At 45.9% G+C, this 23,708-nt stretch carries 19 protein-coding genes; 15 read left to right on the top strand and 4 right to left on the bottom strand.

The annotated features are described in order from the left end of the window. Complete coding sequence (locus ACR8BL_RS02875; RefSeq protein WP_434751214.1) at positions 1-1,134, top strand: serine hydrolase domain-containing protein; 1,134 nt, start codon at positions 1-3, stop codon at positions 1,132-1,134. 80 nt (positions 1,135-1,214) lie between these two features. On the opposite strand, the gene ACR8BL_RS02870 is transcribed toward ACR8BL_RS02875, so the two are convergent. Then, a complete protein-coding gene (locus ACR8BL_RS02870; RefSeq protein WP_434751213.1) occupies positions 1,215-2,249 on the bottom strand; it encodes a DMT family transporter in 1,035 nt (344 codons plus the stop codon). 273 nt (positions 2,250-2,522) lie between these two features. Here ACR8BL_RS02870 and ACR8BL_RS02865 point away from each other — a divergent pair, with 273 nt between their 5' ends. The 9 genes from ACR8BL_RS02865 to glyA all read left to right on the top strand — a co-directional run bounded on the left by ACR8BL_RS02865 (position 2,523) and on the right by glyA (position 11,734). Then, positions 2,523-3,512: a LacI family DNA-binding transcriptional regulator gene (locus ACR8BL_RS02865; protein ID WP_434751212.1), complete on the top strand. Its 990-nt coding sequence runs from the start codon at positions 2,523-2,525 to the stop codon at positions 3,510-3,512. Then, positions 3,505-4,383 (top strand): ribokinase, encoded by an 879-nt coding sequence (gene rbsK, locus ACR8BL_RS02860; RefSeq protein ID WP_434751211.1) that lies wholly within the window; start codon positions 3,505-3,507, stop codon positions 4,381-4,383. The genes ACR8BL_RS02865 and rbsK overlap by 8 nt, the downstream gene beginning before the upstream one ends. Positions 4,384-4,429: 46 nt before the next feature. Next, on the top strand, positions 4,430-4,831 hold the full coding sequence (gene rbsD / locus ACR8BL_RS02855; RefSeq protein ID WP_434751210.1) for a D-ribose pyranase: 402 nt from the start codon (positions 4,430-4,432) through the stop codon (positions 4,829-4,831). Between the two features lie 14 nt (positions 4,832-4,845). After that, positions 4,846-6,327 carry a sugar ABC transporter ATP-binding protein gene (locus ACR8BL_RS02850; protein WP_434751209.1) on the top strand — a complete coding sequence of 494 codons (1,482 nt, stop codon included), beginning with the start codon at positions 4,846-4,848 and terminating at the stop codon, positions 6,325-6,327. A gap of 1 nt (position 6,328) precedes the next feature. Beyond that, positions 6,329-7,300: an ABC transporter permease subunit gene (locus ACR8BL_RS02845; protein WP_434751208.1), complete on the top strand. Its 972-nt coding sequence runs from the start codon at positions 6,329-6,331 to the stop codon at positions 7,298-7,300. A 15-nt stretch (positions 7,301-7,315) separates the two neighbouring features. Further along, the gene (gene rbsB, locus ACR8BL_RS02840; RefSeq protein ID WP_434751207.1) at positions 7,316-8,248 is read left to right on the top strand and encodes a ribose ABC transporter substrate-binding protein RbsB; all 933 of its coding nucleotides are present in this window, start codon (positions 7,316-7,318) and stop codon (positions 8,246-8,248) included. A gap of 230 nt (positions 8,249-8,478) precedes the next feature. Beyond that, positions 8,479-9,222, top strand: a complete 744-nt coding sequence (locus ACR8BL_RS02835) for a YggS family pyridoxal phosphate-dependent enzyme (RefSeq protein ID WP_434751206.1) — start codon at positions 8,479-8,481, stop codon at positions 9,220-9,222. Between the two features lie 20 nt (positions 9,223-9,242). Next, complete coding sequence (locus ACR8BL_RS02830) at positions 9,243-10,448, top strand: benzoate/H(+) symporter BenE family transporter (protein ID WP_434751205.1); 1,206 nt, start codon at positions 9,243-9,245, stop codon at positions 10,446-10,448. Positions 10,449-10,474: 26 nt separating this feature from the next. Then, positions 10,475-11,734 carry a serine hydroxymethyltransferase gene (gene glyA / locus ACR8BL_RS02825; protein WP_434751204.1) on the top strand — a complete coding sequence of 420 codons (1,260 nt, stop codon included), beginning with the start codon at positions 10,475-10,477 and terminating at the stop codon, positions 11,732-11,734. Positions 11,735-11,809: 75 nt separating this feature from the next. On the opposite strand, the gene ACR8BL_RS02820 is transcribed toward glyA, so the two are convergent. Further along, complete coding sequence (locus ACR8BL_RS02820) at positions 11,810-13,240, bottom strand: PLP-dependent aminotransferase family protein (RefSeq protein ID WP_434752994.1); 1,431 nt, start codon at positions 13,238-13,240, stop codon at positions 11,810-11,812. A gap of 252 nt (positions 13,241-13,492) precedes the next feature. Here ACR8BL_RS02820 and ACR8BL_RS02815 point away from each other — a divergent pair, with 252 nt between their 5' ends. From ACR8BL_RS02815 to ACR8BL_RS02800, 4 genes are all read left to right on the top strand, one after another. After that, positions 13,493-15,574, top strand: a complete 2,082-nt coding sequence (locus tag ACR8BL_RS02815; RefSeq protein WP_434751203.1) for a serine hydrolase domain-containing protein — start codon at positions 13,493-13,495, stop codon at positions 15,572-15,574. 347 nt (positions 15,575-15,921) lie between these two features. Beyond that, a complete protein-coding gene (locus ACR8BL_RS02810; RefSeq protein ID WP_434751202.1) occupies positions 15,922-17,370 on the top strand; it encodes an amino acid ABC transporter substrate-binding protein/permease in 1,449 nt (482 codons plus the stop codon). Then, positions 17,363-18,091 (top strand): amino acid ABC transporter ATP-binding protein, encoded by a 729-nt coding sequence (locus ACR8BL_RS02805; RefSeq protein WP_434751201.1) that lies wholly within the window; start codon positions 17,363-17,365, stop codon positions 18,089-18,091. The genes ACR8BL_RS02810 and ACR8BL_RS02805 overlap by 8 nt, the downstream gene beginning before the upstream one ends. Before the next feature lie 168 nt (positions 18,092-18,259). Further along, the gene (locus ACR8BL_RS02800; protein WP_434752993.1) at positions 18,260-18,637 is read left to right on the top strand and encodes a hypothetical protein; all 378 of its coding nucleotides are present in this window, start codon (positions 18,260-18,262) and stop codon (positions 18,635-18,637) included. Between the two features lie 47 nt (positions 18,638-18,684). On the opposite strand, the gene ACR8BL_RS02795 is transcribed toward ACR8BL_RS02800, so the two are convergent. Beyond that, a complete protein-coding gene (locus ACR8BL_RS02795; RefSeq protein WP_434751200.1) occupies positions 18,685-19,974 on the bottom strand; it encodes a glycoside hydrolase family 27 protein in 1,290 nt (429 codons plus the stop codon). A 117-nt stretch (positions 19,975-20,091) separates the two neighbouring features. After that, positions 20,092-20,973, bottom strand: coding sequence for a helix-turn-helix domain-containing protein (locus ACR8BL_RS02790; RefSeq protein WP_434751199.1), 882 nt, complete (start codon positions 20,971-20,973; stop codon positions 20,092-20,094). A 297-nt stretch (positions 20,974-21,270) separates the two neighbouring features. Between ACR8BL_RS02790 and ACR8BL_RS02785 the strand changes: the two genes are divergently transcribed. Continuing rightward, positions 21,271-23,583: a glycoside hydrolase family 95 protein gene (locus ACR8BL_RS02785; RefSeq protein ID WP_434751198.1), complete on the top strand. Its 2,313-nt coding sequence runs from the start codon at positions 21,271-21,273 to the stop codon at positions 23,581-23,583. Positions 23,584-23,708 lie beyond the last annotated feature (125 nt).

Here is a 23,708-nt window from a genome sequence, read left to right as displayed (position 1 = left end):
ATGGACTTTAAACCGGTTGCTTCATTAATTGATCGCTTAACCTCATGGAGAGTTCCATGGGCAGAAGTGCTTATTATGCATCATAATGAAATCGTTTTCCAGTATCGTAACGGATTTGAGAATCTGGAGGAGAAGACTCCAATTCGGGACAACGCCATCTTTAATTTGTATTCGATGACCAAGATTATGACCTGTGTTGCTGCACTGCAACTGGTTGAGAAAGGGGATATCCTTTTACTTGACCCGCTGTCTCAGTACTTACCTGAATTTAAAGAAATGCAGGTGAAAAAATCACTTCCGAATGGCGAGGTGTACTATGAGAAAGCAACTAGACCCATTACGGTGCGTGATCTGTTTACAATGACGGCTGGTTTTTCATATGATATCCACGCACCAAATATCAAGGAAGCTGTAGAGCGCACGAATGGAACGTTGCCAACGCGAGAGTTTGCGAGAGCTTTGGCGAAGGAACCACTAATGTTTGAGCCGGGCACACACTGGAATTACAGCATGTGTCATGATGTGCTTGGTGCGCTGGTCGAAGTCGTAAGTGGGAAACGATTCGGCACGTATTTGCAAGATGAGATTATTAAACCTCTTGGCATGCATGATACCACCTTTGATCTGAACGAACAGCAACAGTCTCGCTTGATTCCGCAATATCTTTTTGATGAGGAGCAAGATAAGGCGGTACGAATGGACGGTAACGGTTTCCGTGTAGGTACAGAACTGGATAGTGGTGGCGCCGGATTGTTATCCACCGTGAACGATTACGCCAAGTTTTTGAATGCACTGACCGGATTCGGTACAAGTCCTGAAGGCGTGCGAATTTTATCCCGAGCTTCCGTGGAGCTCATGAGAGCCGATCATCTGAATGACATGACACGACCAGACTTTTCATGGGATCATATGTATGGTTACGGCTATGGTCTCGGCGTTCGTACACACATCTCCCCAGCTGGAAGTGGATCACTGAGTCCGGTTGGTGAATTTGGATGGGCCGGTGCGGCGGGCTGTATGGCGATCATTGACCCGGATTCCGGATTGACCGTGATGTATGCACAGCATCTCCTGAACAGTCAGGAGCATTATGTACAGCGGCGCTTGCGCAACGCAGTATATTCTTGCCTATAAGCTGGAACGTAAGCTAAAGAGGTTAAATTGAACTGATATTATTATGGTATCAATATATATATATAAAGAAAAGCCGCTAATTAGCGGCTTTTTGTCATTTGGAGTGAGCGTACCCGGTTGACCAGATAAATTCCAACAGATACCAATATTAAGGCAACAAGGTTTTTCAGTTCCCATATCGTTTCTCCGAGGAATAGTGCAGATAACAATGCGCCAAAGATAGGGATCAGGAAGTTATAGACTGATACTCTGCCAACTTTGTTGTACTTCAGAAGCAGATTCCACAAGCAGAAGGCCACGGATGATAGCAAAGCCAGATAAACCAAATTCAGTGTGGATTCCCATGTAAAATGAGTAACTTGACCTCCGAGCGACAGGCCGAGCAAAGTCAGTACAAGTCCGCCAACCAGCAGGCTGACACCTGTGATCATCATAACATCAATAACCGCAGTTAAACGTTTCGCGTAAATGGCTGTAATCGAGAAAACGAGAGCAGCCATAATGATAAATCCTTCTCCTGTGAAAGAGAATGAAAAGGTAAGTAAGTCTGCATGAAAGTTGACGATAATGACACCAATGAACCCGAGCACACAGCCCATGATTTTGTTACGGCTCAGCTTATCATTTTTATAGATAAAATGGGCCAGCACAACGCTGAAAAACGTCGTTGTTGCATTCATGATGGAGCCTTTTACACCGGTGGTGTTGGCTACGCCTACATAAAAAAACATATATTGCAGTCCTGTCTGCAATACGCCGAGTATACTCAAACTTGCCAACTCACGTCCGCTAAGCTTCAACTTGCGTCTAAAACCAACACGATATAGAAGTAGTAGCAATATACCTGCCAAACTGAAACGATACCCGGCAAAAACGTATTTTGATGCGATATCTTCGGGCAAAATATGAAAAGCAACATATCCGAGTTTGATGGAAGGATAGGCACTCCCCCATAATAAGCAGCATAAGCCTGCAACGAGCATGACGATGAACGGATCGCTAAATCTGCTCCGATGTTCCTGTATGCCTGAGATGGTGCTTTTTGTTGCTGTAATATCTCTTTTCGCATTTTCTGTTGCGGTTGAACTTGTGAGTTTTGTTTCTCTTTCGATCACGCTTAATCTTCTCCTCGCTTGTTGTGCACACCTGTATGTATGAATATAATGTCATGCCTTATAGACCATATCATAAAATACAGCGTTTGTGTTGGGAGAAAAATGGAGAAAGAGTAATTCAGCTCTATTGCATGGTCAAAGCAGCTTGAAAGGGATGTTTTTTTGAAAAAGAAAGTAGTTTGGGTTATATTTCCATTAAGAGACCCCTTGCTAAATAAATAAGAATGTGATAATTTAATGTCTGTAACCGGTTACACATAAGGAGAACATTCCATGACAACGATTAAAGACGTAGCAAATTTAGCTGGCGTATCCGTAGCCACGGTATCCAGAGTCATTAATGACAGGGGTTATGTGCACGCAGACACACGCAAGAAAGTTGAAGATGCAGTTAAGGCACTTCACTTTTCGCCGAATGAAGTGGCACGGTCACTGTACACACGCAAGTCAAAACTGATTGGACTACTGCTTCCCGATATTGCGAATCCTTATTTCCCTCAGCTTGCGCGAGGTGTAGAGGATCGGATGCAGGAGCAGGAGTACAGATTAATCTTTGGAAACAGCGATGAGGATGAACGGAAGGAGCAGGATTACATCCAGACGTTTATCCAGAATAACGTGGTGGGTGTGATCTCGTCCACCAACTATCCTCACTCTTCAATATATGAAAAGCTGAAGATTCCTGTCGTCTTTCTGGACAGAACTTCACTGGATCGACCTTCGGTCTATGCCGATGGCAGAGAAGGCGGAAGGCTGGCTGCCAAGGAAATCATTGAACGAGGCAGCAAACGTATTACCGTTATGCAAGGACCGTCTCATATTCGGCCGGCTCAAGATCGGTTTGAAGGCGCTATTGAAGTCATCCACGAAGCGGGACTCGATTATAAGATCATTCAAACGACCTCATTTTCATTTAATGAAGCGGGGGTGTGGGCGGAGGAATTATTCAGAAAATTTCCGGACACGGACGGCGTTATTGCCAGTAATGACATCGCTGCAATGGCGGTATTGCATGAAGCTTATCGGATTGGGAGGAACGTCCCGAATGACGTACAGGTTATCGGGTTTGACGACATTCCGATGAGTGGATTATTGTCACCTGCATTGTCTACGATTCGTCAGCCTGCATATGAAATGGGCAGAGAAGCAGCAGGGTTACTTATTCAACTTGTGGAGCAAAATAGGATAGATAATAAGAACATACAGTTGCCTGTGTCCTTCATCGAACGGGGAACAACGAGAAAGGTGAGAAACGATGGCTAATATATGTGTAATTGGCAGCAGTTCAATGGACTTGGTCGTGACATCTTCAAGAAGACCGGGCGCGGGAGAAACCGTGCTTGGTGAAAGCTTCAAAACAGTACCCGGCGGGAAAGGCGCCAATCAAGCTGTTGCGGCAGCTCGTTTGGGAGCCGAAGTTGTGATGATCGGCCGTGTTGGAGATGATACCTTCGGCACAGACATTTTAGAAAACTTTAAAGCGAATCGTGTAAATACAAGTAATGTGAAACCGGTTACACATTCCGAAAGTGGTACGGCTCATATCATTTTGGCAGAGGGAGATAATAGCATTGTGGTGGTTGAAGCGGCGAATCGTGAAGTGACACCTGCTTATGTGGATGAAGCTGCTGAAGCGATTCGCAACGCGGATATCGTACTGATCCAGCAGGAGATTCCAGAAGAAACAGTAGTTCATGTCAGCCAGTTATGTGCGGAATACAGGACACCCTTACTACTCAATCCGGCTCCTGCCCGTGCGGTTCCGCAAGAGGTGATCAACAATGCATCGTATATTACACCAAATGAGCATGAGGCTGAAATTTTGTTCAAAGGCATGAAGCCTGCGGAAGCCTTACGTCAATATCCGAACAAATTATTTATTACAGAAGGCAGCAAGGGTGTTCGATATTTTGACGGTAATGAAGAGATTCTTGTGCCAACTTATAAAGTGGAAGCCGTAGATACAACCGGAGCTGGCGATACGTTTAATGCAGCATTTGCAGTCGCTCTGGCTGAGGGCAAATCCATTCAGGACAGTGTACGTTTTGCCAATCGGGCGGCGTCGTTATCCGTTACCAAGTTTGGTGCACAGGGCGGTATGCCAACCAGGGACGAAGTAGAGGAGAAACTATAAAGGAACTAATGAGAAGTCTGCAGATGAAATAAAGGGGAAACTTTATATGAAAAGAAACGGCATCTTGAACAGTCACATCTCTAAAATCTTGTCTGATCTGGGGCATACGGATCAAATCGCCATTGCGGATGCGGGCTTGCCCGTTCCGGATGGTGTGCTCAAGATTGATCTGGCACTCAAACTCGGAACACCCACTTTCAGTGAGGTGCTGGACGTCATAGCGGAAGATATGGTGATTGAGAAAGTCATCGTAGCCAGTGAGATACATGAAGGAAACCCGCAGACATTGGCCTATTTGAAAGAAAAATTTGACTCGGAGGTTATCGACGATAGCCAGGACCATGAGCAGTTTAAAGCTTTGACCCGGCAGGTGAAGGCTGTTATTCGTACAGGTGAGGCTACACCATATGCCAATTGCATTTTACAATCGGGAGTTCATTTCGGTTAAAAGGAGGCAGCACCATGCACATTCAGATGAATAATATCCATAAAGCGTTTGGCACAAATCAAGTGTTAAGCGGCGTGGATTTTGAATTAAAAGAAGGTGAGGTTCATGCCCTGATGGGGGAGAACGGAGCCGGTAAATCAACGCTCATGAATATTCTGATTGGGCTGCACCAGCGTGATCAAGGGACGATTGAGATTGATGGTAAGGAAACGTATTTTGGCAGTCCAAAAGAAGCAGAGCAGCTTGGCATTACGTTTATTCACCAAGAGTTAAATGTTTGGCCAGAGATGACGGTGCTGGATAACCTGTTTATCGGGAAGGAGATATCCTCCTCCATGGGGTTGCTGAACACGAAACAGATGAAAGCGCTTGCTACCGAACAATTCGCCAAACTGTCGGTGGATATCCCGTTGGAGCGCCCTGCAGGAGAGTGCTCTGTTGGACAGCAGCAGATGATTGAAATTGCCAAAGCGCTCATGACCGATGCCAAAGTCATTATCATGGACGAGCCAACAGCGGCTTTGACCGAACGTGAGATTCAGAAGCTGTTTGGAGTCATACGTTCCTTGCAAAAAAATGGCGTATCCATTGTATACATCTCTCACCGGATGGAGGAAATTTTCACGATCTGTGATCGCATTACCATTATGCGTGACGGGCGAACCGTCGATACCAAGGCGATTCCTGAGACAAACTTTGATGAGGTCGTGCGTAAGATGGTAGGACGTGAACTGACTGAGCGTTATCCGTCCCGCAATCCGAAGTATGGCGAAGTGGTGCTTGAGGTGCGAGAAGTAAGCCGGAAGGGATTGTTCGAAAATGTCAGCTTTGATGTGAAAGCCGGCGAAGTACTCGGTTTCTCCGGTCTGATGGGATCAGGGCGTACGGAGATTATGAGAGCGATTTTTGGTCTGGATCGGTTGGACAGCGGAGAAATCAAGATACGTGGCAAAAAGGTAAACATTCGCAAACCGGCGGATGCGGTGAAGCACGGCATTGGTTTTATTACAGAAGACCGGAAGGATGAAGGGTTGGTGCTCGACTTTTCTATCCGTGAGAATATGGCACTGACGAATCTGTTCAGCTTCTCCAACAAAGGTTTCATCTTGAATGCGAAAGAACAGGAGTTTGTGGACACACTGATCAAACGATTGCAGATCAAAACCCAATCCTCGGAAACTGCGGCTCGGAACTTATCCGGGGGAAACCAGCAGAAGGTTGTCATTGCCAAATGGGTGGGTATTGGTCCAAGTGTACTCATTCTGGACGAGCCTACACGCGGGGTAGACGTTGGAGCGAAGCGTGAGATCTATCAGCTCATGAACGAACTCACAGACCGCGGTGTTGCGATTATCATGGTTTCGTCCGAACTGCCTGAAGTGCTGGGTATGAGTGACCGCATTGCGGTTGTGCATGAAGGTCACATTACCGGCGTGCTGCCGAAGGAACAAGCAACACAAGAACACATTATGACTCTAGCTACAGGGGGACAGTAACATGACAACAATGCAGGACACTAAAACAGCCAAAAGCGGGTTCCGCTTGTCTAGCGTAACACAAAAACTCGGCCCATTACTCGGATTAATCATCCTGATTGTTATTGTTTCAGTGCTTAATCCCAGTTTCTTGGAACCGCTTAACATTCTGAACCTGCTACGTCAGGTTTCCATTAATGCCTTGATTGCGTTTGGCATGACGTTTGTTATTCTCACTGGCGGGATTGACTTGTCGGTGGGTTCTATACTCGCTTTATCCAGTGCGTTTGTAGCCAACATGATGTTATCGGGTCTTGATCCGATTCTGTCGATCATTATCGGGGTTGCACTTGGCGGAGTCATGGGTATGGTGAACGGACTTATGGTTACCAAGGGTAATATGGCTCCTTTTATCGCCACCCTTGCAACAATGACCATTTTCAGAGGTTTGACGTTGGTATACACCAACGGTAATCCGATCACGGGGCTTGGTGATAGCCTGTTGTTCCAATTGTTTGGACGGGGATATCTACTCGGCATTCCGGTACCAGCCATTACAATGCTGATCACGTTTGTTATTCTGTGGACGATTTTGCATAAAACGGCCTTCGGCCGCAAAACGTACGCCATCGGCGGTAATGAAAAAGCTTCAATTATCTCGGGCATTAAAGTATCCCGTGTCAAAATTATGATCTACTCCCTTGCAGGGATGCTCGCCGCCCTGGCTGGTGCGATTCTGACATCTCGTCTGAATTCCGCTCAACCTACGGCAGGTACATCCTATGAGCTGGATGCCATCGCTGCAGTTGTGCTGGGCGGAACAAGCCTTTCTGGCGGCCGCGGCCGCATTGTAGGTACATTGATTGGTGTGCTGATTATCGGTGTACTGAATAACGGTCTGAACCTGCTCGGTGTGAACTCCTTCTACCAGATGGTCGTGAAGGGTGTCGTTATTGCTATCGCAGTCCTGCTGGACCGCAAGAAAACTGCTTAAGGGAGAGATAACAACATGAAAAAATGGACACTAACGCTTGTTAGCATGATACTGATCGTTGTACTGGCCGGATGTTCGCTGGAGCCGCCAGGATGGGCGAAACCTAATGCTGCTGGAAACAAGGAACAGAAAAAAATCGGATTGTCGATCTCGACACTGAACAACCCGTTCTTCGTTTCACTGAAAGATGGTGTCGTAGCAGAAGCACAGAAACAAGGCATTCAAGTTGTCGTGGTGGATGCACAGAACGATTCTGCGAAGCAAACGAACGATGTGGACGATCTGATCCAGCAGGGAGTTGATGCCTTGTTAATCAATCCGGCCGATTCCGCGGCGATCTCTACAGCCGTTCAATCCGCTAATAGTGTAGGTATTCCGGTAATTACGCTTGACCGCTCTGCAGATAAAGGTGAAGTTGCGGCTCTTGTAGCTTCAGACAATGCGAAGGGTGGACGTATGGCTGCCGAATATATTGTAGACAAGCTTGGTGAAGGTGCCAAAGTCATTGAACTTGAAGGTGTGCCGGGCGCATCCGCTACAAGGGAGCGCGGCAAAGGATTCCATGAGATTGCTGACCAGAAGCTTAAGGTGGTTGCCAAACAATCCGCTGACTTTGACCGCTCCAAAGGTCTGAATGTTATGGAAAACTTGTTGCAAGGTAACCCAGGAGTGCAAGCTGTATTTGCTCATAATGACGAAATGGCTCTCGGTGCCATTGAAGCAATCCAAAGCTCGGGCAAAGATATCCCGGTGATCGGATTTGACGGTAACGATGATGCCATTAAATCGATTAAGGATGGAAAGCTAACCGCAACTGTAGCTCAACAGCCCGAGTTGATTGGACAGCTTGCCCTGCAAGCCGCACTCGATGTGTTGAGTGGTAAACAAGTGGAGAAATCCATACCGGCTGAATTGAAGCTGGTAACGAAAGATAATGTGAATCAATAATTCAATATTCAAAAGGTAATACACGAATCCCGCTCTGGCTGAAAAAGCCGGAACGGGATTTTTTATCGTGTTCATCATAGTTGATTGAACTCGAATTCAGACTCGTACCTTACTTCAATTGCGTATTACATCGTTTTGGATTGCGCAAAAATCATATCTTTGGATATACATATTCAGTCCATAGATTGTTATACTGTCATTCAAATGGTGAGTAGAAAGGGGCATCCTACTTGGATCATCCGGTTGAAGAAAATTTGAAAATGGTTAGAAAACAAATGGCACTGGCTTGCAAGGCTTCTGGACGAAATGTTACCGATGTAAAGTTGCTTTTAGCCACGAAAACGGTACCGCTTGAGAAGTTACAGATTGCTGTGCAGGCAGGTGAACAGCTGTTTGGAGAAAACAAGGTACAGGAACTGCGAGATAAATATCCTCTTATGGAACAGTCCAAAGCGGTGGAATGGCATTTTATCGGACATCTGCAGACGAATAAAGTAAAGGAGGTAGTTAAGTATGTGACACTGATCCATTCGGTGGATCGTCTGAAGCTCGGGCAGGTCTTACATGACCAGCTTGTCAAAGAACAGCGGACCATGGACATTCTTGTACAAATTAATACGTCCTATGAAGAAAGTAAATTCGGCGCTTCTCCAGAGCAAGCAGTGGAGCTCGTTGAACAATTATCTCAATTTGAAACACTCCATGTAAAAGGATTAATGACGATTGGGAAACTGCATGCATCAACGGATGAGACCCGTCAATGTTTTCGGTTGTTGAAACAGCTCAGTATACAGATCAGGGAGAGAAACATCCCACGCGTCGAAATGGAAATGTTATCGATGGGCATGTCCGGTGATTTCAGTATGGCGATTGAAGAGGGAGCGACCATCGTTCGTGTGGGGACCAATGTATTTGGCCCACGTTATGTACCTGATGAATACTACTGGAACGAACATACAAAGATAGAAGATTAGTTGAGGGGCAGGGGTTTACATTGGAAAAAACATCTCATAGAATTCGCGGACGCGATTTGATATCGCCAGTGACCGCTGCTTTAATTTCTGTAATTGTCAATTATGGAGGGACCTTCATTCTTGTGTTTCAAGCGGCCAAAGCAGCAGGGTTAAGCCCGGAAATGACTGCTTCCTGGATATGGTCCATTTCGATTGGCGTAGGGATCACGGGGATATGGCTTAGTTACCGCTACAAAGAACCTATCATTACAGCGTGGTCGACTCCAGCTGCAGCCTTCCTTGTATCTATGCTGGCTGTAACTCCTTATTCAGAAGCCGTAGGTGCTTATATGATATCCGCCGTTGGTTTTGTCATTTTGGGCATGTCTGGTTTGTTCGAACGGTTCGTCCGATTAATCCCGCCAGGGATCGCTTCTGGTTTACTTGCAGGAATTTTACTCCAGTTTGGTATCTCCGCGTTTGAAGGGGCCAAGGTCGAACCTGTACTGGTTATTCTGCTGTTCACCGCCTATATCGTGTTAAAACGGTTTACATCTCGCTATGCAATCGTTGGAATATTGGTTCTCGGCCTGATCTACCTGGTGATTATGGGGAAAACCGATTTCAGCTCCATTCAGCTCGCGGTTGCATTGCCTGTACTCACTGCGCCTGAATTCTCAATTCAGGCACTTCTAGGTGTGGCCCTGCCGTTATTTATTATTACGCTGACGGGGCAGTACATGCCAGGTATGCTGGTTCTCCGCAATGATGGTTTTCGAACGAGTGCCAACCCTATATTAACGGTAACCGGACTGGGTTCACTAATCGCTGCACCATTCGGCTCACATGCATTTAACGTGGCAGCCATTACCGCAGCCATATGCACAGGAAAAGATGCGCATGAAGATGCGTCCAAGCGTTATATTGCGGGCATTGCCTGCGGAGTCTTCTACATAACTGTCGGAATTTTTGGTGTAACCTTAGCCGCATTATTTTTAATTCTTCCAGCAGCTTTTATCGCCACCTTAGCAGGGCTGGCTTTACTTGGAACGATCGGCGGTAGCCTTGCTAACGCTCTGGCGGATCCGAACGGACGGGAAACGGCATTGATTACATTTTTAGCAACAGCCGCTAATGTAACTTTGTTTGGTATCGGAGGTGCATTTTGGGGACTTGTGGCTGGAGTCATGGCGCATCTTCTAATACATTATAAATTTGGAAAAAAACAACTTGGAACGAATGCTTAAGAAATAAAGAAGGGATGATGGTCAAGATGTTAAAACATATAGAGAATCAAGATAAAACTTTGGCAGCAGCAGCCCGTCACGAGCTTGCAAGACAGCGGGATACGATAGAACTGATTGCTTCAGAGAATTTTGTGAGCCAAGCCGTAATGGAGGCCACAGCCAGCGTATTAACCAATAAATATGCAGAGGGCTATTCGGGCAGAAGATATTATGGTGGATGCGAGCATGTTGATACGGTAGAGGATATTGCTAATCACCGCTTGAAACAACTATTTGGTGCTGAACATGCGAATGTGCAGCCTCATTCCGGTTCACAGGCGAACATGGCTGTATATCTCGCCTCAGCCCGGATGGGTGATACGATTCTTGGAATGAATCTTGCTCATGGTGGTCATCTGACACATGGAAATCTTGTTAATTTTTCAGGAAGATTTTATCACTTTGTTCCCTATGGTGTTGATCCAGAAACGGGTCTTATTGACTTTGACGAAGTCCGAAAACTGGCTCACAAACATCGTCCACGAATGATCGTTGCAGGCGGAAGTGCATACCCGAGGCGCATTGATTTTGAGCTTTTTGCTCAAATTGCTTCTGAAGTGGGTGCCTTACTATTTGTAGATATGGCACACATTGCGGGCATTGTTGCAGCAGGATTACACCCTAACCCCGTACCGCATGCACATATTGTATCAACCACGACACACAAGACGCTGCGAGGTCCGCGTGGAGGTGCTATTTTGTGTAAGGAATCCTGGGCACAAGCCATCGATAAAGCTGTATTTCCGGGAACACAGGGCGGGCCATTTATGCATATTATTGCGGGAAAAGCAGTCGCTTTTGGGGAAGCAATGCAATCTGATTTCACTGTTTATATGAGAAACGTTCTGAATAATGCCAAAGTAATGGCGGACACGCTAATTAATGAAGGGCTTTCTCTTGTTTCTGGAGGGACCGATAATCATCTCATTCTTGTTGATCTGCGCAGCGTTGGCCTTACGGGTAAAGATGCTCAGATTATGCTGGATGAAGCAGGCATCACGGCAAATAAAAATTCGATCCCTTATGATACAGCAAGTCCGTTAGTTACAAGCGGTATTCGGTTTGGAACTCCTGCTATGACAACCAGAGGACTTGGTGCTGGGGAGATGAAAGAAATTGCCGAGCTTATCGCACTTGCTTTTAAAAATCCAGCGAACACTAAAGTAAAGCATCACATATCAGGTTGTGTGCGCGAGATCACATCACGATTTCCTCTGTACGAAGCAGGAACATCGTTCACCTCATAAATAGATACAGCCCGTCTGCAATTTTCTCTTCTTATCCATTTGCATTGCCGGCGGGCTCTATTTAATATTTAATGGTTATAATACGGTGCGGGCCAATCGGGAGATGCCTTCTTCGATTCGTTCCTCATCTACTTTTGCAAAACCTAATACCCACCCCTTACGATCACTCTCCAGACAGTATCTACTCAGCGGATAAACACAGACACCCTGCCTGCGTGCGGCAGAAGTTATTGCTGCTTCATCACATGAATCATCTGCTTCAAGAAGCATATGTAATCCCGTTTCTACTCCGCTTAATCTAAAACGCGAACTAAGACCGGAAGAATGGATGGCTTTGGTCATGACCTCGTGTCTACGGCGATAAACGTTACGAACCCTTCTCATATGGCGCATAAATTGCCCCCGCTCAATAAAATGATTCAGCGTTAGCTGCTCCATTATGGGAAGATGGCGATAAGTCAGTTCATGAATCTGGGTAAGCCGCTCAACCGCTGCTTGAGGTCCTATAATTGCGGATAAACGTATACCGGGCGCGATCATTTTGGAGAAGCTCATCATATATAGCGTATTCTGAGGCAGTTGACTGAACAGGGTTGGAAGCGGATCTCCACGGTATCTGAATTCACTATCGTAATCGTCCTCAATGATCCACATTCCTCGTTGTCCTGCCAAGTGTATTAATTGTTGCCTGCGAGGCTCTGACATAATAACACCAGCGGCACATTGATGCGAAGGTGTGACAAAAACGAGCCTGGATTCTGGATGGATGTGATCTACACATAATCCCTGCTCATCAACAGGCACGGCATCGATCTGCATACTGCGGTATTTCATGGTGGTCCAGGCAGCAGGAAAACCAGGATCCTCTACGGTTACTCTGTCTCCTTCAGTCAAAAGTGCCTGAGCAATCAAATCAATGCTGTGCTGTGCACCAGAAGTTAACAAAATCTGATCAACTTCAATATGAATTCCTCGTTCTAGTGATAAATAACGTTGAATCTGCTCCCGTAATGGCAGATAGCCTCTGGCATCACCATACGACCAGATATCAAGGTTGGGTTCAGCCGACACTTGTAAGAATGATTTTCTCCAGGATTGCGTGAACGTTTCATCTATAAAAGGCTCGTGGGGGTTAAAATCAATGTCCACCTGCGTTGCATCTCGATCCCCAAACCAGCTCTGCAGCTTGGTAATAGATTCGTGTACTACGGGCAGTACGGGAGGTACAGGCCCGGACGGTGGCTCCTCTTCTAAAGAACGGAGCACCTGGATCGAATGGCTGACTCTTGTTCCACCGCGACGTGAGGTTACCGTATAACCCCGGCTGAATAATTCTTCGTAAACGATCTGAATTGTAGACCGTGAAACACCGATCCGCCCGGCTAACTCACGTGACGGAAGCAGCAGTTCACCTGGAGGCCAGTTCCCGGTTGTAATGTTATGAATAGCCTGGTCAAGCAGCTGCTGCCAGATCGGACGGTCATCATTTCGGTTCACTTTTAACATCATAACAACTCCGTTGTTGTTGAAATTATGGATTGCATAATACTTGAAGATGATCAGATTTCAAGCATTCCATTGTAGGAAATATTATCATGATAACGGTTCAAGCTGCAACATGAATCACTATGAATATATTTAATTGACTGTTCATCTTGAGTTCATATTCAGGACGCGGACAGTTCATTTTCATCACTTATACTGCGTTAGGTAACAGCTCAAACACTACGACTACAGGGCAGAGCAGAATAGGAGAAGATGAATTTGACACGAAAAAAGAGAACGTCCCTCGTCGCCATGACCTTGGTACTTGCGATGTTAACTCCCACAGTTGCATATGCAGCCGAGGTTCCAGGTAAACTAGAATATGGGTTGACTCAAAAAGCAGTCACCGCGAAAACCAAAACACTAACCGAAACCTACGGTGTTGCAAGTGTACAGTACGCACTTATGGATGGAGGAGAGATCGTTCTCTCAGGACAAACAGGGATCAACGATCCTGCCAAGAGTATACCACTTACGTCAGAAACGATGTATGGCATAGGATCAACAAGTAAAATGTTCCTCACAACCGCGGTAATGAAGCTGGTGGACGAGGGTAAAGTGAAACTGGATGATCCAGTGGTTAACTATATTCCTGATTTTAAAATGAAGGACAAACGTTATAGTCAAATTACAGTTCGTATGTTGTTAAATCATTCAGCGGGATTGCTAGGCACATCGAGTAACAGTGCTATTCTGTTCGAAGATCCGGATACGCACGCACATGATACATTACTGAATCAGTTAGCCACACAGCATTTGAAGGCAGATCCTGGAGCCTATTCGGTTTATAGTAACGATGGGTTTTCATTAGCTGAGATTCTGGTGGAGCGAGTCAGCGGTTTGAGTTTTACGGAATTCATGCATCGTAATATCACAACACCTCTTGGCATGAATCATACCAAAACACCGCAAGATCCGTTGAATCTGAAACAAATGGCAACGACATACTCTGCCAAAAAAGAACATCAGCCTTTGGAGACAACCAACATGATTGCTTCAGGTGGCATCTATTCCACAGCCGAAGATTTGGTGAAGATGTCACAAGTATTTACAAATGAGAAGAATGGTGTTCTATCCAAAGAATCAGCGAAAGCTACCGGACAGGAAGAGTACAAACGGGGAATGTGGCCAGAGGACGGCGACTCGTCAATTGCTTACGGTTTGGGATGGGATAGTGTGAACTTGTTTCCATTTAATCAATACGGCATCAAGGCATGGACTAAAGGCGGTAATACGATAGCCTATCATGCTTCTCTGATTGTGTTGCCTGAGTATAACATGGCTGCAGCCGTTACATCTTCAGGAGGTTCAAGTTCAACGAATCAATTGATTGCAACAGAGCTGTTGCTAAGTAGCCTGGAAGAAAAGAATCTGATTCCGGAGCGTAAAGCGGAGAAGTCGCATGGAGTACCTGTAAAAGCGGATATGCCGGAGGAAGAAATGAATCATTCGGGAATCTATGGTGGCGGAGCCAACATGTTGATGAAACTGGATGTGCAGAAGAATGGGCAACTCACCATCTCGATGTTAGCGGCACCAAATAGCCCGAAACAGACATACACCTATATTGCTGATGGTTCTTTTGTGAATGAAACAGGTACGGAGAAAGTGAAGTTTGTTAAGGAAGATAACGGAAATACGTATTTTTGGACACGTTCGTACCAATCGGCACCTGGACTCGGCCAGATTGCTTCTTCGGAGTATAAGGCTGAAAAGCTTCAAGCCAATCCATTGCCTTACGAAGCCAAAGCTGCGTGGCAGGCGCGTGTGGGTAAAGCATATGTGCTTGTGAATGAGAAACACACCTCGACCCTGTATAATACAGCAATGCCGCTTATCCCTATTCAGTTGCCCAGTGAGTTACCAGGTTATATTTATACGAATGCCATTACGGATGGGGATCATGCTGTGAATCAATTGCAGATTCCGGGCGTAGCGGGTCGTGATACAATGGAATTCACTTTTTTCAAGCAAGACGGTGTAGAATATGTCTCACAAGGAGGCAATGTATATGCCAGCCAGGATATCGTAAAACCGATCTATGCAGGTCAGCAATCAAAAACGACGATCCAGTCGAATGGTTACGCCAAATGGTTCTCGATTCCGGCTACGGCTGGAGGGAAAGAAATGAAAGTGAACTTACCTTCCGATGGTTCATTTGTTGTGTATGATGCATCTGGTGTCAGCCTGAATCATAGCGTAGTCAGTGGTGAGACGGCAATGGTACTGCCCGAGAAAGGCTACATAGTCTTTGCAGGTGAAGCCGGATCCGTTTTTGAGATTACACTAAAATAAAGCTTGTTACTTGATATATACAAAATGATACTGTTTTTAAAACATAGCTGAGCGATCTTAAGAATTAAAGTTTATCGATTGAGAATTAATGCTTATCCATAAAATAGCTAAAAAGTCGCATTTTGCGGCTTTTTTTTGTGTTTAATGTTTCAAATTTAAAGTTTAGGTTTCGCTAACCTGACCTCCAGGGTAAGAATAAGAGGACTTTTAAAAGTATATTGGAGAAATGCCATGGAAACAAAAATGAAGGTGGGTAGAAAGAGCATTGATTGGTCAAGAGCTGAGAATAATAACCTTAGCATGATTCGGGACATACGTATGGCATGACGTCAAGACGAGGAGGACATATGAAGAATAACAGGATTACATTACTTATACTTACCATGGTGCTGCTTCTGGTGTCCGGCTTTACAGGTTGGACGGGAAGTGTGCAGGCACAGTCGGATTCGGGCAAAACCTATATTATCGGTACCGACATTACCTTTGCACCGTTTGAATTTCAGGAAATTAACGGCGACTTTGTCGGCATCGATATGGATATCATGGCAGCGATCGCCAAAGATCAGAATTTTAAATATGAGATCAAAGCTTTAGGATTTAATGCTGCCGTTCAGGCACTGGAATCGAACCAGGTGGATGGCGTCATTGCAGGTATGAGTATTACGGATGAACGCAAAACCAAATTTGATTTTTCCAATATGTATTTTGAATCAGGCGTTGTTATGGGCGTTAAAGCTAGCAATGATACGATAAAAAGTTATGAAGATCTCCGTGGTAAAAAGGTAGCTGTAAAAACGGGGACGGAAGGATATCGTTTTGCTGAAGCGAACGCATCAAAGTATGGGTTTACCATTGTACCTTTTGATGATTCAGCGCAGATGTATGATGATGTGAAAACGGGGAATTCTGCAGCATGTTTTGATGATTTCCCTGTGTTGAAATATGGGGAGAATCAGAAAAACGGACTGAAAGTTGTTACAGAACCAGAAAAAGGAGCGCCTTACGGCTTTGCTGTAAGTAAAGGTAAAAACCAGGAGCTGCTGCAAAAGTTTAACGCTGGCCTTGCAAACATCAAGGAAAGTGGTGAATACAAGCGTATTGTAGATAAGTATATAGGTGACAATGCGGAGTCAGTTGCACAATTGGGGCGTATGGAACTTATATACAAATCCTTTCCAGCCTTGTTGAAAGGTTTGGGGAATACACTTTTATACACAATCATGTCTCTATTCTTCGCGTTTATTATTGGTTTGATCTTCGCCTTTATGAAAGTAGGGCGTAACAGAGTTTTGCGCGGCATTGCCACCGTCTTCGTTGATATTTTCCGTGGTATTCCGTTGCTTGTACTCGCGTTCTTCATTTACTTCGGTATTCCTCAGGCATTTGGCTTTACGATGCCGCTGTTCCTTGCAGCGATTCTGACGCTGAGCTTAAATGCTGGAGCGTACGTTACTGAGATCATCCGTGGGGGGATTCAATCGATTGATCGTGGACAGATGGAGGCCGCTCGTTCCTTAGGTCTTCCATATCGCAAAGCGATGATGAAAATTGTTATTCCTCAGGCCATTCGTGTGATGATTCCTTCGTTTATTAACCAGATGGTCATTACGCTGAAGGATACGTCCATCTTGTCCGTTATCGGGCTGGTTGAGCTTACACAGTCGGGTAAAATCATTATTGCCAGAACCTTATCCTCGTTTGACATATGGTTAACGGTAGCGGTAATGTACTTGATTGTTATCATTACACTGACTAGACTTGCCGATTATCTGGAGGTGAAGATTCGCCGTGACTAAAATTAAAGTAGAAGGTCTGAAGAAAAGTTTTGGTTCCAATCAGGTGTTGAAAGGAATCGACATTGCTGTAAATGAAGGCGAGGTTGTATGTGTCATCGGCCCATCCGGTTCGGGAAAAAGTACATTTCTTCGCTGTATCAATTGTCTGGAAGACATTACTGCAGGCCGTGTGATCGTTGATGATCAGGACTTGAACAGTCGTGACACCGATCTTAACAAAGCTCGTGAGAACATTGGCATGGTATTCCAGCACTTTAATCTGTTTCCACACTTCAGTGTGCTCAAAAATATTATGTTTGCGCCAATGGAACTTGGAAAATTAAATCAAGCACAGGCTAGGGACACCGCGCTTCGCTTGCTTGACCGTGTCGGGCTGGCAGACAAAGCGGAGAGCTTTCCAAGCCAGCTCTCGGGCGGACAGAAGCAGCGCGTAGCTATTGCTCGTGCATTAGCGATGAACCCGGATGTTATGTTGTTCGATGAACCTACATCGGCACTTGATCCAGAGATGGTTGGAGAAGTGCTTGGTGTCATGAAGGATCTGGCAAGAGAAGGCATGACTATGATGATTGTTACGCATGAGATGGGCTTTGCCCGCGAAGTTGCGGATCGGGTTATTTTTATGGATGGCGGATACATTGTTGAGGAAGGAAATCCTGAACAGATTTTCGGCAAACCTCAGAACGAACGCACAATCAGCTTTTTGGAAAAGGTGCTCTAATCACATTTAATAGTGGATGAACAAAGAAGTCGCATATGCGGCTTTTTTTGTTTTGTACATTTATTCCTTATAGGACTATAATAGGATACCTGAAAACAGTGAATATATTGTATCTAACATCCAGATAGCACCCGTTATAAATCCCCTGTAAAGGAGTATTTGCCTATGATCGAATCCGTGTCTGAGATTGTACAAAGACAATCGATTGAAGCCTTTCAGTCAGTGATTCGCAAGTCGGAGAAGGCTCTGAAGAATATGACGGAGAAAGGGGCTAACACGTCCCTTCTGGAAAAGCGGCTTCAAGGGTTATGTGTTGGTTTGGAAGCTTTGGAACAATTCTGGAATAGCAGCACGGAGCAGCCGAAGATGACTGAAGAGCTCTTGGCTAAAATAGATTTTACGGAAGCACGTCATGTAGTGAATGATCTGTTGATATCCCTGGAGCGAATGAAAGAGAAAGCGGCAGCGGGAACACCTCAGCATACCTTGCTTGAGAGGCGAATTCTTGCCTTTCATTTGGCTGTACAAGCGATGGATCAGGGCTAGAAAAAAGAGGTCTATCATTAATGATAGACCTCTCTTCATGGAATAGCTCAGGAGAAACGGTACAAATGCACACCATGCGAAGGCACATCCGCACGTAAAATATTTCCGTCAACTTGTGCCACATGGCCGCTCCATAGTTCAGTACCTTGGCTTACAGTAGAAGGAGATAAACCAACAGTCTCCATTTTAAGTTCTACAGGGAGTGCCTGCTGCTCTCCGACATTAAACAGTGCTACATAAGTGGACCCATCGTCATGTGCAGCGGTCCATACGATCAGATCTTCCTGGCGTAGCGCTTCTTTAGCATTATAACTCTCACGATGCATACGCAGAACCTCGCGGTTCGTTAGCAAAGACAGCGTCCATTCGTCGTTATCTCGTAGCTCGCCGCCAAAGATTAGAGGAGAGCGGAAAATACTCCACAATGACATCATTGTCAATTGCTCGTCCTTGGTGAATCTTGTCCACCGATCGGCTCCACCTCCATCCACAGAGCGAATACCAATATGCCCCAGAGGCAGCATATCACAATCCGGCCAGCATCCTTCCCTGGGAAGACCCTGCCATGTGCGACAGCGGTTAAACATATCCAGTAAAAGCGGCCATTGGTCCCAGAAATCATCGGTGACACGCCACATGTTGGCATGTTCCGCAAAGAATTCAGCGTATGCTACAGGGGCAGGACCAGGAGACAGACTTAATACCATAGGGCGCCCGGAACGTTTGATTGCTGTAGAAATCATTTCAATTTCAGGCTGATGTGTGTCATATAATCTGGAGGCGGCAATATCATCTACTTTTACCAGATCAACGCCCCATGAAGCGTATAGTTCAAACAATGAATCATAATAGGCTTGCGAGCCTTCTTGGTTGTGATCCACCCCATACATATCCGTATTCCATGGGCAGATAGAGTTGGTGTGAGCGATATCACGGGCAGTAGCTGTTGTGCCCAACAGAGCTGTACCAGCGTGTGCCGCCTGCCGCGGAATACCACGCATAATATGAATGCCGAATTTCAGACCCAGACTGTGTACGTAATCAGCAAGAGGTTTGAATCCCTGACCCTCCGCCGCTGAAGGAAAGCGGTTCTCGGCAGGCATCAGACGAGAGTACTCATCCATGATGAGTGGAACGAAAGGGCGGTATTGTGATGAGTTTGCCAGAGGTTCGTACCACTGAATATCAACGGTGATGTAGCTCCAACCGTACTCTTTCAAGTGTGCAGCCATATATTCCGCATTGCCGCGAATTTCTTTTTCGGTGACGGCAGCGCCGTAGCAGTCCCAGCTATTCCAGCCAAGAGGGGGTGTTGGTGCCGCAAGGGTGTGATCCATTTGAAGGCTCCTTTACATGTACGTAATTTAAATTATTGCTCCAGTCATATTGATCATAATGAAGTAAAATACAATTATCTACAGTAATGTTAAGTCTTCGATAGCAATATATTGCGGTTAATCAAAGAACAATCTGCGATACACGAGGCTCTCGCCGCCGCTACGGAACTCTCCCGGAGTAAGGCCGGTTAAGCTGCGAAAAGCTTTAATAAAATAACTGCCACTGGAGTATCCAACCTGCGCTGCAATCTGTTCAATGCTTCGTGTCGTTCCACGCAGCAATTCCATCGCTTTCTCGATCCGTACTCGAGCAAGATAAGCACCTGGAGTGAGACCCGTACTAGCCGAGAATCTGCGAATGAAGTGATATTTGGACAGAGAGACATGCTCTGCAAGCTGATCCATGCTGATCATATGGGCGTAATTGTTCTCGAGGTATGCTGCCGATTGACGAATAGGTTCAGACCAGTTCTCGCGATTATGCTGTGTTGTCGTCTGTAAACGCACAAGCTCTGTCATGAACTGATACACACTGGAGGCTGCTATTAACGGATCTGCAATTCGTCCAGCAGCAGCATCCGTTACAATCATTCGCAGCAGGCGAACGGGGGCAGCGTCTAAGGGAAGAGAAACAACCTCGCTTGCTTCTCGCACAAACTTTTGCCAATGAGGCAGAATGAGATCGGGCCGGAATAACAGGAAAATGAAGTGCCACGGTTCAGTAGCATCCGGAGGATAATAATATCGATGGAGACTCGGGATCTCTGCCAGAAAAGCCTGTCCAGAGGCAACACGATATGTACGATCCTTACTTTCATATATGCCTTCTCCTGAAAGGGTGTATTGAAATAAAAGGAGAGGGCCATCGGTGCGCTCCAGCCCATCCCAGTAATATGACGAATCATTGATGACGTCGCACCCGGTTGCATACAATTTGCACAGATTCAGTTCACGATCTTCGGCAAATCGAAAACCGTACGTTCCTGTTGCAATATCCATGATGGGGTATCCTCCTGTTCTTTGATAATGCTTGGAATGTCTCATGAGGTAGATTCGGACATAAAATGGTATTATCCTAGCATTTAATGAAGAAGAATGCAAGCGTTCTCGAAGCGGAAGAACAATCTAGCAAATCGCGTTAACATTGTGAAGTTTTAAGTTAGTTTTCTTCATTTAGCCAAACTGGTAAACAGGTTAAACTTAACGTATGGCCCATTCTGTTGGTTATATTCTTTGCTGTTCATCATGTTGCGGTTGTAGCAGCGAACTGAAAGTATTTCTCATTGGAGGTGCAGGATGAATTCAAGATCAATTTGGTTTGATCACGCTGCGGAGCAGTGGGAAGAGGCATTTCCGATTGGAAACGGAACCCTCGGAGGTATGGTTTTTGGAAGAACACATCTGGAGAGAGTGCAGTTAAATGAAGATAGCCTGTGGTACGGCGGACCGATGGAGCGGAACAATTCGCAGGCACTTCAATCGCTGGATAACATAAGGGAACTTCTGTTTCGTGGACAGATTCGGCAGGCAGAGGAGCTTGCACTTACTTCTCTGGTTGGGGTGCCTGATGGGCAACGTCATTACGAGCCGCTTGGTGATTTCTATGTTGCTATGCATCATGCAGATGAAGAGACGGAAGAGTATGAGAGATATCTTGATCTGGAACATGGAACGGTTGGCGTGCGGTATACATCTGGAAGGACAACATACAAGCGAGAATATTTTTCAAGTTATCCTGATCAAATGATGGCTGTTCATCTGTCTAGCAGCGTTCCAGGCGAATTGTCATTCTCGGTGTTGTTTGGCAGAGGTTCCGTGTTACAATGGTCGCCGTTAGCGGGAGCGCTAAGACATCCGGTCGGGTTTCAATCTTTGATCGATCGAATCGAACAGAGCAGCAATGGCGATATGATCATCCGGGGCAGAAGCGGAGGAGAAGGGGGAATCCGCTTTTGCTGTGCAATTCGGGTTATGCATGAAGCAGGTGAGCTTCAGTATTCGAGTGGTCAAATATCACTGTTAAACGCTGATTCGGCCACCGTGCTAATAGCAGCATGCACCGATTTTCGTTATGCTAAGGAAGAGCTGGAAGCGGAATGTTTACGAAGAATAGATGCGGCTTCTGCCAAGTCCTATGAACAGTTGCTTCACGACCATATAACGGACTATCAGGCGCTTTTCAAACGAATGGACTTACATCTGGAGGGTGAACACGCAGATACAAGTTATATGCATCTGCCGATGAATCAGCGGCTCGCGCGACTTAAAGCTGGTCAACATGATCCTGAACTGGTCAGTCTGTATTTCCAGTTTGGACGATATCTGCTGATCTCCAGTAGCCGCCCCGGTTCGTTACCTGCCAATCTCCAGGGCATATGGAACAAAGATATGCTTCCGGTATGGGACAGTAAATACACCATTAATATCAATACAGAGATGAACTATTGGCCTGCGGAGAGCTGTAATCTGCCGGAGTGTCACATCCCGTTATTTGATTTTATTGAGCGATTACAAGTACGAGGGCGGGAAACGGCCAGCAAGATGTATGGGTGTAGAGGATTTGTGGCCCATCATAATTCAGATATATGGGCAGATTCTGCTCCTCAGGATGTCTGTTTGACGTCCACCTTCTGGACGATGGGAGGCGCGTGGTTGTCCCTGCATCTGTGGGATCACTATGAATACGGCAGAGACAAGAACTTTTTGAAAAAAATATACGAAACAATGAAAGAGGCAGCGTTGTTTATTCTGGATTTTCTTGTGGAAGACCCCGAGGGGAACCTCGCCATTTGTCCTTCTTCCTCACCAGAGAATATTTACATATTGGATAACGGGGAGTCCGGTGCGCTCTGTTATGGAGCATCGATGGATAACCAGATTATTCGCGAGTTGTTTACACGGTGTATCAAAAGTGCACACATCCTGCAACAGGATCAGACATTCGCATCACAGCTGCGTGCAGCACTAGCTCGCATTCCAGACATCACTGTGGGAAAATACGGACAGATTCAAGAGTGGAGCAAGGACTATGAGGAGCTTGAGCCAGGTCATAGACACATATCACACTTGTTTGCGCTTCATCCGGGATCACAGATTACCCCGCAAACGACTCCTGATCTGGCAGAGGCAGCTCGTATTACGCTTGATCGCAGACTTCAGCATGGTGGGGGGCATACGGGCTGGAGCCGAGCCTGGATTCTAAATATGTGGGCCAGACTGGAACAAGCCGAACTCGCACATGATAATGTTGTAGAGCTGTTGCGCTCATCAACATTACCGAATATGTTCTGCGATCATCCTCCGTTTCAGATCGATGGCAACTTTGGGGGTACCGCAGGTATTGCCGAAATGTTGCTCCAGAGTCACGGCGGCGAGATTCGTTTGCTTCCCGCATTACCAAAGGCATGGCCGAAAGGTTCCGTTCGCGGGCTGCGGGCGCGCGGCGGATTTGAGGTAGATATGGAATGGTCGGCAGGGCAACTGATTCAGGCCAACATACGTGCAAGTGAAGCAAGTAAAGTCAACGTTTCTTATCTGGATCAACATATGGAACTGGAATTCAAGAGTGAGCATGAGCGAATTATTCTACAAGGAAAGAGTGCATGGTGACATTCAGTTTGGCAAAAGGAACGTTATTAAACAATAAGACAGAGATTTAGCTCAAATCATAAAAAATGAAGCGACTTAATCAGAAAAACTGGCGCTGGTATTCACCAGCGCCAGTCCGTATTCTA

The organism is Paenibacillus amylolyticus (assembly GCF_051136285.1).
Lineage (GTDB): Bacteria > Bacillota > Bacilli > Paenibacillales > Paenibacillaceae > Paenibacillus > Paenibacillus amylolyticus_F.
The sequence above is the reverse complement of the archived record's forward strand: the minus strand, read 5'-3'. Positions and strand labels throughout refer to the sequence as shown.

What these genes read in the sequence shown, in the direction of transcription:
- ACR8BL_RS02810 (WP_434751202.1), top strand. Translation starts at nt 15,922, where the DNA reads ATGAAGAATAACAGGATTACATTACTTATACTTACCATGGTGCTGCTT.
- ACR8BL_RS02815 (WP_434751203.1), top strand. Translation starts at nt 13,493, where the DNA reads ATGAATTTGACACGAAAAAAGAGAACGTCCCTCGTCGCCATGACCTTG.
- ACR8BL_RS02785 (WP_434751198.1), top strand. Translation starts at nt 21,271, where the DNA reads ATGAATTCAAGATCAATTTGGTTTGATCACGCTGCGGAGCAGTGGGAA.
- rbsD (WP_434751210.1), top strand. Translation starts at nt 4,430, where the DNA reads ATGAAAAGAAACGGCATCTTGAACAGTCACATCTCTAAAATCTTGTCT.
- rbsB (WP_434751207.1), top strand. Translation starts at nt 7,316, where the DNA reads ATGAAAAAATGGACACTAACGCTTGTTAGCATGATACTGATCGTTGTA.
- ACR8BL_RS02790 (WP_434751199.1), bottom strand. Translation starts at nt 20,973, where the DNA reads ATGGATATTGCAACAGGAACGTACGGTTTTCGATTTGCCGAAGATCGT.
- rbsK (WP_434751211.1), top strand. Translation starts at nt 3,505, where the DNA reads ATGGCTAATATATGTGTAATTGGCAGCAGTTCAATGGACTTGGTCGTG.
- ACR8BL_RS02865 (WP_434751212.1), top strand. Translation starts at nt 2,523, where the DNA reads ATGACAACGATTAAAGACGTAGCAAATTTAGCTGGCGTATCCGTAGCC.
- ACR8BL_RS02850 (WP_434751209.1), top strand. Translation starts at nt 4,846, where the DNA reads ATGCACATTCAGATGAATAATATCCATAAAGCGTTTGGCACAAATCAA.
- glyA (WP_434751204.1), top strand. Translation starts at nt 10,475, where the DNA reads ATGTTAAAACATATAGAGAATCAAGATAAAACTTTGGCAGCAGCAGCC.
- ACR8BL_RS02820 (WP_434752994.1), bottom strand. Translation starts at nt 13,240, where the DNA reads ATGTTAAAAGTGAACCGAAATGATGACCGTCCGATCTGGCAGCAGCTG.
- ACR8BL_RS02795 (WP_434751200.1), bottom strand. Translation starts at nt 19,974, where the DNA reads ATGGATCACACCCTTGCGGCACCAACACCCCCTCTTGGCTGGAATAGC.
- ACR8BL_RS02875 (WP_434751214.1), top strand. Translation starts at nt 1, where the DNA reads ATGGACTTTAAACCGGTTGCTTCATTAATTGATCGCTTAACCTCATGG.
- ACR8BL_RS02845 (WP_434751208.1), top strand. Translation starts at nt 6,329, where the DNA reads ATGACAACAATGCAGGACACTAAAACAGCCAAAAGCGGGTTCCGCTTG.